This is a genomic window from Aeromonas sp. V90_14, from assembly GCF_029967615.1.
GTDB lineage: Bacteria > Pseudomonadota > Gammaproteobacteria > Enterobacterales > Aeromonadaceae > Aeromonas > Aeromonas hydrophila.
The window spans coordinates 1-15,823 of the sequence record NZ_JASCAS010000008.1; the positions used below are offsets into that span (position 1 = coordinate 1).

12 protein-coding genes and 1 pseudogene are annotated in these 15,823 nt (G+C 59.4%); 6 read left to right on the forward strand and 7 right to left on the reverse strand.

Annotation, left to right across the window (positions count from 1 at the left end; genetic code table 11):
- Positions 1–149: 149 nt before the first annotated feature.
- Positions 150–984, forward strand: a pseudogene (gene tcdA, locus QLG02_RS08125) (tRNA cyclic N6-threonylcarbamoyladenosine(37) synthase TcdA).
- A gap of 21 nt (positions 985–1,005) precedes the next feature.
- Here tcdA and QLG02_RS08130 read toward each other — a convergent pair.
- Positions 1,006–1,440 (reverse strand): SufE family protein, encoded by a 435-nt coding sequence (locus tag QLG02_RS08130; RefSeq protein ID WP_199268953.1) that lies wholly within the window; start codon positions 1,438–1,440, stop codon positions 1,006–1,008.
- Positions 1,441–1,453: 13 nt separating this feature from the next.
- Positions 1,454–2,674 (reverse strand): cysteine desulfurase, encoded by a 1,221-nt coding sequence (locus QLG02_RS08135; RefSeq protein ID WP_282464939.1) that lies wholly within the window; start codon positions 2,672–2,674, stop codon positions 1,454–1,456.
- 152 nt (positions 2,675–2,826) lie between these two features.
- On the opposite strand from QLG02_RS08135, the gene rep reads away from it, so the two are divergent.
- Positions 2,827–4,839, forward strand: coding sequence for a DNA helicase Rep (gene rep / locus QLG02_RS08140; protein ID WP_168755201.1), 2,013 nt, complete (start codon positions 2,827–2,829; stop codon positions 4,837–4,839).
- Between the two features lie 7 nt (positions 4,840–4,846).
- Here the strand turns inward: rep and QLG02_RS08145 are convergent, their stop codons facing one another.
- The 5 genes from QLG02_RS08145 to QLG02_RS08165 all read right to left on the reverse strand — a co-directional run bounded on the left by QLG02_RS08145 (position 4,847) and on the right by QLG02_RS08165 (position 10,908).
- The gene (locus tag QLG02_RS08145) at positions 4,847–7,132 is read right to left on the reverse strand and encodes an EAL domain-containing protein (protein ID WP_011707890.1); all 2,286 of its coding nucleotides are present in this window, start codon (positions 7,130–7,132) and stop codon (positions 4,847–4,849) included.
- A gap of 85 nt (positions 7,133–7,217) precedes the next feature.
- The gene (locus QLG02_RS08150; RefSeq protein ID WP_024945508.1) at positions 7,218–7,673 is read right to left on the reverse strand and encodes a c-type cytochrome; all 456 of its coding nucleotides are present in this window, start codon (positions 7,671–7,673) and stop codon (positions 7,218–7,220) included.
- 199 nt (positions 7,674–7,872) lie between these two features.
- Positions 7,873–8,901, reverse strand: a complete 1,029-nt coding sequence (gene tdh / locus QLG02_RS08155; protein ID WP_016352377.1) for an L-threonine 3-dehydrogenase — start codon at positions 8,899–8,901, stop codon at positions 7,873–7,875.
- A gap of 56 nt (positions 8,902–8,957) precedes the next feature.
- Positions 8,958–10,148 (reverse strand): glycine C-acetyltransferase, encoded by a 1,191-nt coding sequence (locus tag QLG02_RS08160; RefSeq protein ID WP_029302358.1) that lies wholly within the window; start codon positions 10,146–10,148, stop codon positions 8,958–8,960.
- A gap of 115 nt (positions 10,149–10,263) precedes the next feature.
- Complete coding sequence (locus tag QLG02_RS08165) at positions 10,264–10,908, reverse strand: TetR/AcrR family transcriptional regulator (protein WP_282464940.1); 645 nt, start codon at positions 10,906–10,908, stop codon at positions 10,264–10,266.
- A 156-nt stretch (positions 10,909–11,064) separates the two neighbouring features.
- On the opposite strand from QLG02_RS08165, the gene rfaD reads away from it, so the two are divergent.
- The 4 genes from rfaD to QLG02_RS08185 all read left to right on the forward strand — a co-directional run bounded on the left by rfaD (position 11,065) and on the right by QLG02_RS08185 (position 15,771).
- Complete coding sequence (gene rfaD, locus QLG02_RS08170; RefSeq protein WP_029302357.1) at positions 11,065–12,021, forward strand: ADP-glyceromanno-heptose 6-epimerase; 957 nt, start codon at positions 11,065–11,067, stop codon at positions 12,019–12,021.
- Positions 12,022–12,130: 109 nt separating this feature from the next.
- The gene (locus QLG02_RS08175) at positions 12,131–13,894 is read left to right on the forward strand and encodes a polysaccharide deacetylase family protein (protein ID WP_282464941.1); all 1,764 of its coding nucleotides are present in this window, start codon (positions 12,131–12,133) and stop codon (positions 13,892–13,894) included.
- Positions 13,895–15,109, forward strand: coding sequence for an O-antigen ligase family protein (locus QLG02_RS08180; protein ID WP_282464942.1), 1,215 nt, complete (start codon positions 13,895–13,897; stop codon positions 15,107–15,109).
- Positions 15,106–15,771: a glycosyltransferase family 25 protein gene (locus QLG02_RS08185; RefSeq protein WP_348994623.1), complete on the forward strand. Its 666-nt coding sequence runs from the start codon at positions 15,106–15,108 to the stop codon at positions 15,769–15,771. Before QLG02_RS08180 ends, QLG02_RS08185 begins: the two co-directional genes overlap by 4 nt.
- The last annotated feature ends 52 nt before the right edge of the window (positions 15,772–15,823 follow it).

Sequence of the window (15,823 nt, forward strand, 5' to 3'; positions counted from 1 at the left end):
CCACTACTTAAGAAGCCCAGTCGAAAGACTGGGCTTTTTTTCGTTTCCGACACCGTACTCCTTTTCCCTCACCTCACACCGTCATCATCCGACCATCGCCCCTGAGAGAGGTTGCCGCTATAATGGCCGCCCTCAAGCAAGGTGGTGGTATGAAAGCAGAGTATCTACAGCGATTCGGGGGCATTGCCCGTCTTTATGGTCAGAGTGCGCTGCGCTCCTTCAGCCAGGCGAAAGTCTGTGTGGTCGGGATAGGTGGCGTCGGCTCCTGGGCGGCCGAGGCGCTGGCCCGGGCCGGTATCAACCAGATCACTCTGATCGACATGGACGATATCTGCATCACCAACACCAATCGCCAGATCCACGCCATGCATGGGACGGTCGGCCGTCTCAAGACGGAGGTGATGGCCGAGCGCATCCGTGCCATCAATCCGGATTGCGAAGTGATCGAGGTGGATGATTTCGTCACCGCCGATAATCTGGCCGAGCATATCAAGTGGGAGTTTGACTATGTGGTGGATGCCATCGACTCGGTCAAGGCCAAGGTGGCGCTGATTGCCTTCTGCAAGCGCAACAAGATCCCGGTGATCGTGGCGGGTGGCGCCGGCGGGCAGATGGATCCGACCCAGATCACCGTGGCCGACTTGGCCAAGACTATCCAGGACCCGCTGGCCGCCAAGGTGCGCTCCGACCTGCGCCGGCTGCACAACTTCAGCAAGAATCCGGCGCGCAAGTTCGGGGTGGAGTGTGTCTTCTCAACCGAGCAGCTGAGTTATCCGGATGGCAATGGCGGCACCTGTCAGGCCAAGGCGGCCAGTGACGGCAATATGAAGATGGATTGCGCCTCCGGCTTCGGCGCCGTGACGCCGGTGACGGCTACCTTTGGCTTGGTCGCGGCTTCCCGGGTATTAAAGAAGATTGCCGAGCGGGGAGCCTGTGCCGAGAGAGGCCGGGAATGAAGAGGCAGGATCGATTGGCGAAGCCTGATCGACCACTGGACAAGGCGGGTTAGACGGCCTGCTCCCGGATTGCCAACACGATAGCTCTGAGCCCGTTACCTCGTGACGGGCTCAAGTGTTTCTCAAGCCCCAGTTCGCTGAAATACTCTTCCATATCAAACGCCTGGATCGTCGTAGACGATTGGTGGTTGAGCGCCGCCAGCACGATGACGATAAGGCCCCGCACGATGCGGGCATCGGAATCGCAAGCAAAGTGCCAGTTACCATCCTCGCCTTTCTCCCCCTTCAGCCAGGCCTGGCTTTCACACCCCTTGAGGCGAAATGCCTCCTGCTGCCATTCGCCGGGCAGGGCAGGGAGCTGTTTGCCGAGCTGGATGATGAGCCGGTACTGGTTTTCCCAACCGTTTGCTGCCGCAAACTGCTGACGGATACTATTTGCGTCGGGCTCAACGCCTATCCGGGTATAGGTTGCGAGGCTGTTCATTGGATTGTCTGCCTTAGAAGAAGTCACTGAGTTTGTGCAGGGCGGCCAGCAGGGCGTCGACATCGTCCCGATTGTTGTAGCAGGCCAGCGAGGCGCGCAGGGTACCGCCGATACCGAGCGATTCCATCAGCGGCATGGCGCAGTGATGGCCGACCCGCAGCGCGATCCCCTGCATGTCGAGCAGGGTGGCGGCGTCCTGCGGGTGGATATCCTCCAGCAGGAAGGAGACGGCGCCGGCGCGTCGGCGAGGTTCGCCGACCAGATGCAGCCCTGGTACCTGTTGCAGACCCGCGACCAGATAGTCTGTCAGTGCCTGCTCATGGTTGGCGAGCCATTGCCGGTCTTGCGCCATCACAAAGTCGATGGCGGCGGCGAGGCCGATGGCGCCGGCAATATGAGGAGTACCAGCTTCAAACTTGAAGGGCAGGGTATTGAAGGTGGTGCCGGCGAAGCTGACTCTGTCGATCATCTCGCCCCCCGCTTGCCAGGGCGGCATCCGTTCCAGCAGTTCGGTACGGCCCCACAGCACGCCGATGCCGGTCGGGCCATAGAGCTTGTGGCCGGAGAAGGCGTAGAAGTCGCAGCCGATGGCCTGCACATCCACCTCGAGGTGGGCCACCGCCTGAGCGCCGTCGATCAGGGTCAGAGCGCCGACCGCCTTGGCCGCTGCCACCATCTCTTTGACCGGATTGACGGTGCCAAGGGCATTGGAGACGTGGGCCACGCTCACCAGCCGGGCGCGTGGCCCCAGCATGGCGTGATAGGCCGCTAGATCGAGATCACCCCGCTCATCGAGGGGGATGACCCGAATAAGGGCGCCGGTGCGCTCGGCAATCAGCTGCCAGGGGACGATGTTGGCGTGGTGCTCCAGGGTGCTGAGGATGATTTCGTCCCCCGCCTTGAGCTCGCTCATGCCCCAGCTCTGGGCCACCAGATTGATCGCCTCAGTAGTGCCACGGGTCCAGATCACCTCGCGACTGTGAGACGCATTGATAAAGCGGGCAACCGTCTCGCGGGCGGCCTCGAAAGCTCGGGTGGCGCGGCCGCTCAGGGCATGGGCGGCGCGGTGCACGTTGGCGTTGTCAGCCCGATAGTAGTGCGCGATGGCGTCCAGCACCGCCTGGGGTTTCTGGGTGGTGGCGGCGTTATCCAGATAGATCAGAGGGTGGCCGTTGACCTCTTGCGCCAAGGCCGGAAACTGGCTGCGCAGCCGGGCGTGCTGTTGCTGGTTCATGCTCCCCTCATATCATCTGGAAAAGTCGGCCATGATCCGGAAAATGGCGGTCAAACACAAGGCGCAGTGGCGGGATATTGCCTGCGGTTTCGGCTGCCTGCGGGATCTCTGTTACAATGCCGCCCCTCATCATAAGCCAAGAGATCCGGCCCATGAAGCTCAACCCCAATCAGAACGAAGCGGTCAAGTTTGTCTCCGGCCCTTGCCTGGTGCTGGCGGGTGCCGGATCGGGCAAGACCCGCGTCATCACCAACAAGATTGCCTATCTGGTACAGCAGTGCGGCTACAACGCGCGCAACATCGCCGCCGTCACCTTCACCAACAAGGCCGCGCGGGAGATGAAAGAACGGGTCGGCCAGACCCTGGGTCGCAAGGAGGCACGGGGGCTGATGGTCTCCACCTTCCACACCCTGGGGCTCGAGATCATCCGCCGCGAGCACAAGAGCCTGAACCTCAAGGCCAATTTTTCCCTGTTTGACGATACCGACCAGCTGGCGCTGCTGAAAGAGCTGACCGAGGCGGAGCTCGACAACGACAAGGACAAGCTCTCGGCCCTCATCAGCCAGATCTCCAACTGGAAGAACGACCTCATCCTGCCGGCTCGCGCCATGCGCATCGCCCGCGGCCCGGAAGAAGTGTTGCTGGCCCAGCTCTATGAGCGCTATCACCGCCAGATGGTGGCCTACAACGCGCTGGATTTTGACGATCTCATCGTGATGCCGACCCTGTTGCTCAAGAGCAACGAGGAGGTACGCACCCGCTGGCAGAACAAGATCCGTTATCTGCTGGTCGACGAATATCAGGACACCAACACCAGCCAGTACGAGCTGGTGAAGCAGATTGTCGGCGAGCGGGCCCGTTTTACCGTGGTGGGGGACGATGACCAGTCCATCTACTCCTGGCGCGGTGCCAAGCCGCAGAACCTGGTGTTGCTGAACGAGGATTTTCCCAGCCTCAAACTCATCAAGCTGGAGCAGAACTACCGTTCCAAGCGGCGGATCCTCAAGTGCGCCAACATCCTGATCGCCAACAACCCCCACGTCTATGACAAGGCGCTCTTCTCCGAACTGGATGAAGGGGTGAAGCTCAAGGTGCTGTTTGCCAAGAATGAGGAGCACGAGGCGGAGCGTATCGCCGCCGAGCTGATGGGCCACAAGTTCATGAACCGCACCCGGTTCAAGGATTACGCCATCCTCTATCGGGGCAACCATCAGTCGCGCATCTTCGAGAAGGCGCTGATGACCAACCGCATTCCCTACCGTATCTCGGGCGGCACCTCCTTTTTCTCTCGTACCGAGATCAAGGACATCATGGCCTACCTCAAGCTGCTGGTGAACCCGGACGAGGACACCGCCTTCCTGCGGGTGGTCAACCTGCCGCGCCGCGAGATTGGCCCCACTACCCTCGAAAAACTGGGCCAGTATGCCAACCAGCGCGGCAAGAGCCTGTTTGCCGCCAGCTTCGAGCTGGGGCTGGAGCAACACCTCTCCGGGCGCGGCCTATCCGCCTTGCAGGCCTTCACCAACTGGCTGGTGCGGCTCGGCGATCAGGCCCAGCGCGGCAATCCGGTGGAGGCGGTGCGGGACATGATCAAGGAGATCCACTACGAAGAGTGGCTCTATGAGACCTCTCCCAGCCCGAAGGCGGCAGAGATGCGGATGCAAAACGTCTCCACCCTTTACCGCTGGATCACCGAGATGCTGGAAGGGGATGAGCTGGAGGAAGCGATGACTCTGGCTCAGGTGGTTACCCGGCTCACCCTGCGTGACATGATGGAGCGCAACGAGGGAGAGGACGAGGCTGACCAGGTGCAGCTGATGACCCTGCACGCCTCCAAGGGGCTGGAGTTTCCCTATGTCTATATGGTGGGCATGGAGGAGGGCTTGCTGCCCCATCAGACCAGCATCGATGAAGACAACGTGGAGGAGGAGCGGCGCCTAGCCTATGTGGGCATCACCCGGGCCCAGACCGAACTGACTTTTACCCTCTGCAAGGAGCGGCGCCAGTACGGCGAGTCGGTGCGGCCGGAGCCGAGTCGCTTCCTGCTGGAACTGCCGCAGGATGATCTGGAGTGGGAAAACCAGAAGAAGGTGACGGCCGAGGAGCGTCAGCAGAAGGGGCAGGTCGGGGTCGCCAACCTGAGAGCGCTATTCAAGAAGGATTGAGTGGCGGTTAGCCGCGCTCACTCTTGGTCTGGGTGAGCAGGGGCGTGATATCGGCACCGGGCATGGGGGGCGAGATATAGCGCCCCTGGCCCATCAGACAACCGAGATCGATCAGTTTCTGCAGCTGTTGCTGATTTTCGATGCCTTCCACCACCAGGGTGAAGTCCAGATCCTGGCAGATGTCGCGCATGGCTCGGATGAGGGCGAGATCCTTCGGTGACTGCAGCATGCGATGAGTGAAGCTGTCATCCACCTTGATGTAGTCCACCGGAAAGTGGAACAGGGCGTTGAGGGACGAAAACCCGGTACCAAAGTCATCAAGACTTATCTGGATACCCTTGGCTCTCAATTCGTGCAAAGAGGTGAGGGCATCGGAGTCCTGCCGTGACAGCTCCCGCTCGTTGAACTCGAAGATCAGATAGCCGGGGGCGATCCCCTCGGATTCGATGATTTCAACCAACTTCATGATCTGCTCATGACTGACCAGATGCTTGCCGGACAAGTTGATGGCCACCTTGAACTTGCTCTGACCTGACAGCGGCAGCCACTCCTTCAATTGTTGGCAGGTGTGGCTCAGGATCTGGTAATCCAGTTCTTGAATGAGACCGCACTGCTCCGCCAGCGGGATAAAGTCGAACGCATCCTTGAGCACTCCCTCTTCGGTGATCCAGCGGGCCATCACCTCCAGCCCGGTCAGCCGGCTGTCCTTGAGCCGGATCACCGGCTGGAAATAGGGGACGATGCGCCCTTCACGCAATGCTCTTGCCAGCATCTCTTCCGGCGAGGCCCAGGTCTGGACCGAGCACTCTTCCGAATAGCTGACGATGCGACTGCGGCCGTTGCGTTTGGCCTGATACATGGCCAAGTCGGCCTGATGGAGCAGCTGGCTGATGTCGGAAGTCTGTTCCGATACGCTGGCTACCCCCAGACTGACCGTGATGCCCAGCTCGTTGCCCATCAGTCGAAAAGGGTAGGAGAGGCGGCTGATGATGCGGTTGAGCACCGGGCTGATATCCTCCTCGGTCTTGCTGTTGTCCAGATAGATGACGAATTCATCCCCGCCCAGCCTGGCCACCATGTCGTTTTGCCGAATGCAGGTCTGCAGGCGGCGGCTCATCTCCTTGAGCAGCTGGTCACCGGCGCTATGGCCCAGGGTGTCGTTGACCTGCTTGAAGTGGTCCACATCGATGAAGATCAGCGAAAAACCGGGCGACTTGTAGCGGTGAAAGTGGGTCATGGCATGGTTGAGGTGATTCATCAGCAGGGCCCGGTTGGGCAGCTGGGTCAGCGGATCGTGCAGGGCGTCGAACTGCAGCCGGCGTTCCAGCTCCTGATGCTGCTTGAGCTGCTTTTGCAGCCGGAGGTTGGTCTGACGCAGCTGCTGCAGGCGCTGGTTGATGGAATCTTCCGAGTTGATGTCGTGCAGCTGCTGGCGGATCCGCCTCAGCTCCAGCAGCAGGGTGAGCTGGCTGCGCAGGAAGTCGAGAAACAGCCGGTCATCGGTTTCCAGTGGATGCTGCAGGCTGATGAGAAAGTGGGCGAAGTACTGCTGTTGAAGGCGCAGCGGTTGGCTGTACCAATAGAGCTGCTCCTTGTGCTGTTCCATGTTGTTGGTGCTGTGGCACAACCCGGTGATGAATTCGTCGCTGTGGGGGGGCTGCTCCGGATAGATCTTCTCGAGCCGGTGGCTGTCGATGCGCACCAGCAACATGTCCTGAATGGCCAGCATCTGGCGCAGGACTGCCTCGAGCTGGGAGAACAGCGCCTGACTGGGCAGAGTGTTGGCCAGCCGGATGATACGGTTGATGCTCTCTATCTTCTTCTGCCAGTCAGGGTCTTTGCGGATCAGCGGTGAGGCCAGCTCCGACAGCTGGGAGCCTGCCTGGGTCTCGTTCAATCGCTTGGCCAGGCACTCCAGCAACAGGCGCAGGGTTGGCAGCTCCTTGGGCTGGCAGCAGGCCAGTAACCACTGGACCTGACCATGTTCGACCGGCAGCGAGCACCAGCCATCGGCTTCATCGAGCTGGGTCAGTTGATCGGTGATGCGCGATTCTTCCAGCCCCAGCTGCAACTTGAAACTGTCAGAGATCTGATATTCGCATACCCACTGCAGGCCGGCTTCCGACAAGCCGAGCATGCCGAAATGCTGCAGCGGACAGAGCTGGTTCAACTGCTGGATCAGGGTGTCGTAATCTTTGGAAGTGGCGGCGGAGGGGGCGGGGAAATCCATAATAGCGGAGACCAACGCCAGCAAGGGAGTCGAGTAATGGGGTGCTATTGGTTGCGCTGACATGAGAAACTCCCGGTTTACCTACCCTACAAAGAGTAGCCGGAAGTCATCAGATTGAAAGGGCCGCAAATGCGGCCCTTTCAAACACTTAGAGCTTGTCGATCATGTAGTGAATGGCGTTTTCGATCTCTTCATCGCTACAGGTGGCGCAAGTTCCTCGTGGCGGCATCACACCGGTCTTGCCTGCGAAGCCGGCAATGGCGTGTTTCTTAAGTGTTTCAATGCCTTGGGCGATACGTGGTTCCCAGGCGGCCTTGTCACCCCGCTTGGGTGCACCGGCAATGCCAGCATCGTGGCAGGCGAAGCAGGCGCCCTTGAACACGGCTTCGCCGTCGCGCGGACCAGATGCCGCTGCCGCCGCAGGGGCTGCGCCTGCGGTCGCAATCCCTTCCAGATCCTTGGCGGTATAGACTTGACCGACAGGCTTGATCCGCTCGGCAATTGCCTCCGGTGACATATCATCGGCAGCAAGCACCACGCCGGACAAACTGGCGGCCGTCATCCCGACCGCCAGCAAATAGCTCAGTTTTTTCAACACGCTCATGTACTCCCAGCAGGCTTTTATTATCCCTAGAAAACGACTGGATTATAACCGAATAGTTACAGCCATTTAAACGCTTGTGTGTGAAGTGTTAAGCACTCTGCGTGCAAAGTTTCTTCGTCAGATCACAAACTGGCGAGACCGGCCCGAAAAAAAGAAACCCGGTTTTCACCGGGTTTCATCTCATGGCGGGCCGAAAGGCTTATTTGTCCCAGCTGAGGATCACCTTGCCGGACTGGCCTGAGCGCATGGCATCGAACCCTTGCTGGAAGTCGTCGATGTGGAAGCGGTGGGTGATGATGGGGGAGAGATCCAGCCCGGACTGGATCAGACTGGCCATCTTGTACCAGGTCTCGAACATCTCACGACCGTAGATCCCTTTGATAAACAGTCCCTTGAAGATCACCTTGCCCCAGTCGATGGCCATGGTAGCGGGGGGGATGCCGAGCATGGCGATTTTGCCGCCGTGGTTCATCTTGTCGATCATGTCCTGGAAGGCGCTGGGCACGCCGGACATCTCCAGCCCCACGTCGAACCCTTCAGTCATGCCGAGTTCGCTCATCACGTCGCTGAGCTGCTCCTTGGCTACGTTGACGGCGCGGGTGGCGCCCATCTTGCGGGCCAGCTCGAGCCGGTATTCGTTGACGTCGGTGATCACCACGTGGCGGGCACCCACGTGGCGGCAGACGGCGGCGGCCATGATGCCGATGGGGCCGGCGCCAGTGATCAGCACGTCTTCACCGACCAGGTCGAAGGAGAGGGCGGTGTGCACCGCGTTGCCGAACGGATCGAAGATGGCGGCCAGTTCATCGGGGACGTTGTCGGGCAGCTTGAAGGCGTTGAAGGCCGGGATCACCAGATACTCGGCGAAGGCGCCGGGGCGGTTGACGCCGACACCTATGGTGTTGCGGCACAGGTGGGTGCGGCCGGCACGGCAGTTGCGGCAGTGGCCGCAAGTGATGTGCCCCTCACCGGATACCCGGTCTCCGACCGCGAAGCCGCGCACTTCCTGGCCGATGGCGACCACTTCCCCGACGTATTCGTGGCCGACCACCATGGGCACCGGGATGGTCTTCTGTGACCACTCGTCCCAGTTGTAGATATGGATGTCGGTGCCACAGATGGCGGTCTTGCGGATCTTGATCAGCAGGTCGTTGTGGCCGAGTTCGGGGGCCGGTACGTCCGTCATCCAGATGCCGACTTCTTTGTGCAGTTTGGAGAGCGCTTTCATGGTTGTTCCTTCACGATGAATGCAGAAAGAAGGGGCGCCAGGCCCCTTGATTCAAATCAGATGATGTCGAGTTCGTGGCCGATGCGAATGAAGGCATCGATGGCCTTGTCCAGTTGCTCACGGGTGTGGGCAGCGGACATCTGGGTGCGGATGCGGGCCTGGCCCTTGGGCACGACCGGGAAGGAGAAGCCCACCACGTAGATGCCGGCAGCCAGCATGCGGCTTGCCATCTCGGCGGCCAGTTTGGCGTCACCCAGCATCACCGGAATGATGGCGTGATCGGCCCCGGCCAGGGTGAAACCGGCGGCGCTCATCCGCTCGCGGAAGTATTGGCTGTTCTCCTTGAGGCTGGAGCGCAGCGCATGCCCTTCGGCCAGCATGTCGATCACCTTGATGGTGGCGGCGACGATGGAGGGGGCCAGCGAGTTGGAGAAGAGATAGGGGCGGGAGCGCTGGCGCAACCAGTCGATCACCTCCTTCTTGCCGGAGGTGTAGCCACCGGAGGCGCCGCCAAGCGCCTTGCCCAAGGTGCCGGTGATGATGTCGACCCTGTCCATCACGCCACAGTATTCGTGGGTGCCGCGGCCGTTCTCGCCGATGAAGCCGACGGCGTGGGAGTCGTCCACCATCACCAGGGCGTCGTACTTGTCGGCCAGATCGCAGATGGATTTGAGGTCGGCAATGACGCCATCCATAGAGAAGACGCCGTCGGTGGCGATCAGCTTGAAGCGGGCGCCGTCGGCGTCAGCCTGCTTGAGCTGGGCTTCCAGCTCGGCCATGTCGTTGTTGGCGTAGCGATAGCGCTTGGCCTTGCACAGCCGGACCCCGTCGATGATGGAGGCGTGGTTGAGGGCATCGGAGATGATGGCGTCTTCGGCACCGAACAGGGTTTCGAACAGACCGCCATTGGCATCGAAGCAGGAGGAGTAAAGGATGGTGTCTTCGGTGCCCAGGAAGGCAGACATCTTCTGCTCCAGCTCCTTGTGCTGATCCTGGGTGCCGCAGATGAAACGGACCGAGGCCATGCCGAAGCCGTGGCTGTCCAGCCCCTGATGAGCCGCTGCGATCAGGTCAGGGTGGTTGGCCAGCCCCAGATAGTTGTTGGCACAGAAGTTCAGCACCTGCTCGCCGCCCACCGCAATCCGGGCCTGCTGGGCCGAGGTGATGACGCGCTCCTGCTTGTACAACCCTTCAGCCTGCACCTGCTCAAGCTGCTCGGTCAGGTGACGATAGAATCCGTTAGACATCCTCGATCCTTATTGGCTATTTCAGCTGATTATCAACAATGGGCAGTATTTTACTGCAATCTGTTGCGGTGAATTCAAATGATTGTGCTGACATTCAACAATTGTGAAACAGATCTCACCCGGCTGGTTGGGCCAGTTGACGATAGTGCTGTTCCAGCTGGCGGATCTGGTCGGCCACCTGGGGCTGCACATAGGGGCGCAGCAGGAACAGTACCCGCAAGACGCCCTGATAGAGCAACGGCTTGGTGATGCGGGTGTTGGGGGCCTGGGCAATCTGGAACGGGATCCAGCAGGTGACCACCATCTTGATGGTCTGGCCCAGATCCGGCAGATCCTCGTCGCTGACATTTATGATGCCGCCCTCGCGCAGGCTTCTGAGCAGGGCCACCACGGCGGCGCGCAACTGCTCCTGGGCCTTGAGGTATTTTTGCTGCAGCGGCTCATCGCGGCTGAGGATGTCCGGCAGATTGGCGTAGAAGAAGCGGAACTGCCACATCAGATAGAAGATGGCATCCAGATAGCCCATCAGGTTTTCCAGCTTGATCTCGTCGCTGCGCGCCAGCGTGAAGCTCTCGCTCAGGTGGCGGGCGTACTGGTCGAAGATGGAGTGGATGATGTCTTCTTTATTGCGGAAGTGGTAATAGAGGTTGCCCGGGCTGATGCCCAGATGAGCGGCAATGTGGTTGGTGGTGATGTTGCGCTCACCCTGATCGTTGAACAGCTCGGTGGCGCTGTGAATGATCCTGTCTCTGGTTTTCATCGCTGTTCCCTCTGCCGGGCCCCTGGCCGGTGAAATCGTCAAGGTCGAATCCCCTTGCGGCCCGTGATAAACTTTTCGGCAATTTCAAATTGGCTCACTATACACAGCTTTAACAGGCAGTCACACGTGGCCATCAACGTACGCGAGGCAAACTCCATGATCGTAGTAACTGGCGGTGCTGGCTTTATCGGCAGCAATCTGGTCAAGCAGCTGAACGCTCAAGGACGGACCGATGTGGTGGTCATCGATGACCTGACCGACGGCACCAAGTTCGTCAATCTGGTCGATCTGACCATTGCCGATTACATGGATAAGGATGAGTTCCAGGCGCGGATCGTCTCCGGCGACGAATTTGAAGAGTGGGATGGCGGCATCGAGGTGATCTTCCACGAAGGCGCCTGCTCCGCCACCACAGAGTGGAACGGCAAGTTCATCATGGAGGTCAACTACGAGTACTCCAAGGATCTGTTCCACTACTGCATCGAGCGGGAAATTCCGTTCATCTACGCCTCCTCTGCCGCCACCTATGGCGGGCGCAACGACAACTTCATCGAAGATCCGAAGTTCGAGCAGCCGCTCAACGTCTACGGCTACTCCAAGCAGCTGTTCGACCAGTACGTGCGTCGCTGGATGCCGGAGATCAACTCCCAGGTAGTCGGTCTCAAGTACTTCAACGTCTATGGCCCGCGCGAGCAGCACAAGGGCTCCATGGCCTCGGTTGCCTTCCACCTCAATACTCAGGTGAAGAAGGGCGAGAATCCCAAGCTGTTCGAAGGCTGCGACGGCTTCCCCAACGGCGGCCAGATGCGCGATTTCATCTATGTGGATGACGTCTGCAAGGTGAACCTCTGGTTCTGGCAGAATCCGCAGCACTCCGGCATCTTCAACTGCGGTACCGGCCGGGCCGAACCGTTCCAGAACGTGGCCGAAGCGGTGATCAAGCATCATCAGAAGGGTGCCATCGAGTACATTCCCTTCCCGGATCACCTCAAGGGCCACTATCAGAGCTTCACCCAGGCAGACATGACCAAGCTGCGCGGCGTCGGTTATGACGCCGAGTTCAAAACCGTGGCCGAAGGGGTCGCGGATTATATGGCGTGGCTCAACCGTTAACGGGTGAGTTTTACACAGCCATGTGCAGACAAGCCGGAAGCAGGCCATACCTGCTTCCGGCGCTGTTGTTTGTCACGGTTTTTCTCAGTTTCTACCGGGTAACCACGCAATGAACATATTGATGGCACTCTCCCAGCTCGAAGTGACGGGCGCTGAGGTCTATGCCACCACGGTCGGTAACGAACTGACCCGGCGTGGCCACCAGGTTTTCTACGTATCGGACACCTTGACCAAGCCCACTCTGGGTGAGGTGTTCAAGCTGCGATTCAACAAGCGCAGCATTCTGCGCCGCTTCTGGCACGTGTTTTATCTCGTCTACCTGATCAAGAAACACCATATCCAGCTGGTGCATGCCCACTCCCGCGCCTCCGGCTGGAGCAGCTATGTGGCCTGCAAGCTGACCGGCACCCCCATGATCACCACGGTGCACGGCCGCCAGCCGGTGCATGCCTCCCGCAAGGCCTTCCATGCCCTTGGGTTTAGGGCGGTTGCCGTTTGCGAGGATATCGCCTACCAGATCATCGACAACCTTGGCGTTGACCCGGCCATCGTGCAGGTGCTGCGCAACGGCATCGAAACCGACAAGTTCCAGCCAGTGCCTGCCCCGACCAATGCCAGGCCGGTGATCGCCATCGTAGGCCGGCTGAGCGGCCCCAAGGGTGAGCTCTGCTATCGGTTGCTGGATGAGGTGCTGGATCTGGACGCCTGCCAGGTGAAGGTGGTGAGCGGCAGCCAGCTGCCGGCGCGTTTCCAGCGTTTTCAGGAGCGGGTCGATTTCGTCGGTTATGTGGAAGATGTCCCTGCGCTGATGGCGCAATGCGATCTTGTGATCGGTGCCGGTCGGGTGGCGATGGAGGCCCTGCTCTGCGGTCGTCCCGCCTTTGCCATCGGTGAGGCGAAGGCCATTGGCCTGGTGACCGAGCACAATCTGGACGAGGCGCTGGCCAGCAACTTCGGTGATATCGGCCCCCAGGACCTGGCGATCGATTTTGCCGCACTGAAGGCGCAGATTGCCCCGGCCCTGGCCAGTGGCACCATTTCAGCCACAATTCGTCAGCGCATTCAGGCCGAATATGGGTTGGCGGGAGTGGTCGCCGACCTGGAATCCATCTATCAGGATGCGGTGGTCGAGACCCTGCGCCGCGAGATGCCGGTTATCATGTACCACCGCTTCATCGAGCATGACAGCGAGAAGGGGGTACACGGCACCTGGATGCCGATCGCCATGTTCGAGAAGCACCTGCGCCTGCTGAAGTGGCTGGGCTATGAGACCCTGACGTTCCGCGATCTGGCGGACAAGGGCTTCATTCACCGGCTGCAGTACGGCAAGAAATACCTGATGATCACCGCCGACGACGGCTATCAGGACAACCTGACCCGCATGCTGCCGCTGCTGGAAAAATATGGTTACAAAGCGGTGGTATACGTGGTCACGGGGGAAGGGTATAACCGCTGGGATGTGGAGCATGCGAGCAATCCGGACACCCGGGTGGACCTGATGAATGGCGATCAGCTCAAGGCGCTGGCGGCCTCCGGCCATGTGGAGATCGGCGGGCATACCCTGACCCATCCCAGGTTGAGCAAACTTGCGCCCGAGCAGCAAGCTCATGAAATCCAAGAGAACAAACGACAACTTGAAGCCCTGCTCGGCCACCCTCTGCTGTCGTTCGCCTACCCTTATGGGGATATGGATGAGAGCGCAAAGGCGCAGGCAATGGCGGCGGGTTACCGTTTTGCGGTTGCCACCAACAGCGGGCCCAGAGCCATGCACCAGGACCCTTTCCGGATCCGCCGCATTGCCATTTTCCCTCGTACCGATGTTTTTGGCCTGTGGCGCAAAATCCGGGGTAACTATGTCTTCAGGAAGTCTTGATTGATGCTCAGCAAAAGCCTTGCCTTGCTCGATAGAACAACCACAGCCCTGTTTGCGCTGACTATCCTGTTCTCCTTTTGCGGCCTGTTTCTGGCCCCTTTCGGCCAGAGTATTCAATCCAATCTGCTGGCCGTGACAGGCATATTCGGTTTGTTGAATTACTTTGTTGGCAAACAACGGGATGTGGGGCTCAAAGACCGTCGCATTCTCTGGGGGCTGCTGGTCTATGCCGCCATGATCTTCGTCAACCGGTTGATCCACGGTGATCAATACGGAGTCATGCGCGGGCTGTTTTATGTCGTCGTCTTTGCGCTGATGATGCCGCGCAAGCCGATCCTGTTGGTGCTGGGTTATCTGGCCATCGTGTTGGGCGGGATGGGATTGGGCATTCTCAGCATCTGGCAATACCAGCACGGCATTGCCAGGGTGGAAGGGTTTACCAACGCGATCCTCTTCTCGCAGGCTGCGCTGACGCTGGCCATCCTCAACTGGTTTGTCTTCCAGCAAAAACAGTTGCCTGGATGGTTGAGGGGGGGGAGCCTGTTTGGCTTGATTGCGGCCCTGTTTGCGCTGTATCTCTCCCAGAGCCGGGGGGTCTGGCTCGCCTTCGGGGTCATTCTTGCCTACGTCATCTGTTACAAGGCCTACTTCAAACCCTGGAAATATATTGCTGTCGCCGTGCTTTGCATGGCCACGACGGGCGCCATCTATCAGACCAACCAGCTGGTTCAGGTTCGGGTCGCAGAGGCAGTCTCGGATCTCAACTCGGCAGAAAAAGGTTCGTACGACTCATCATGGGGCTTGCGCGTCATTGCCTGGCAGAGTGCCTGGCTGGGATTTTTGGATTCACCTGTGGCAGGGGTGGGCACGGATGGCTTCGACGCATTGAAGCTAAGCCAAGTTAGGAATGAATTAGTCCCTGCGTCAATTCTGAACCCAGTACTAACTCATGCCCATAATCAATATATGCAGAATCTGGTCGTTCGCGGCAGCATAGGATTTATTGCACTGGTGATCTTTCTTGGCCTGCCGCTCTATCTGGCGGCGAACAATATAAGCAGGATTTCTGCGGGTGTGCTGGTTCCCCTCGCGTTTGCCATTAACTCCCTAAGCGATGTGCCGTTTGAGCATCAAGGGGTGCTCTATCTGTACACGCTCAGCCTGGTTTTCATCTGGTTTGCCCATGAGTCTAAAAAGGATACCCGCACGTCATGATTCCGGTTTTTGTCATCAGTTTGGCTCGCAGCGTTGAGCGACGGGCGATGGTTGTTCAGCAGATGGCGCATCTGGGCATAGATTTCGAGTTTGTAGATGCAACAGACGGGAAGGCGCTGAGCAATGCCGAGCTGGCCAAGGTGGATTTGGAGCTGGCCAAAGAAGTGTGTGGCCATGAACTGAGTTTTGGCGAGATTGGCTGCGCCATGAGCCATATTCGAGTTTATGAGCGCATTGTCGCCGAGGGTATTGAACGCTGTGTGGTGCTTGAAGATGACATCTACCTGCACATGCACAGCAAGGCGATCATCGAGACGATAGTGCACGCCTGCCAGTCCGAGATCGTCTTCCTGCATCATGGCAAAGCCAAACGTTGGCCATTCCTGTCATCCCTGCCCGGTGGCTACCGGCTTGCCAGATACCTGGCGCCCAGCAGCTCCTCCAAGCGAGGAGTGCTCTCTACCGCTGGGTATGTGCTGACCCTGGCCGGGGCGAAAAAATTATTGCAGTGCGCCTATCCGCTGCGGATGCCCTCCGACTATCTGACCGGCCGCTTGCAGCTCAACGGCCTGTCTGCCTCCGGGGTGGAGCCCTGCTGTCTGGATGTGGATCTGTTCACCACCACCATCGATGACAGAGCCTACGGTCACTATCTGAAATAGCACTGGGCGTGCCGGCGGCGGCTGTTGGTCGGCTGCCTCGCCAGCCTTGCCA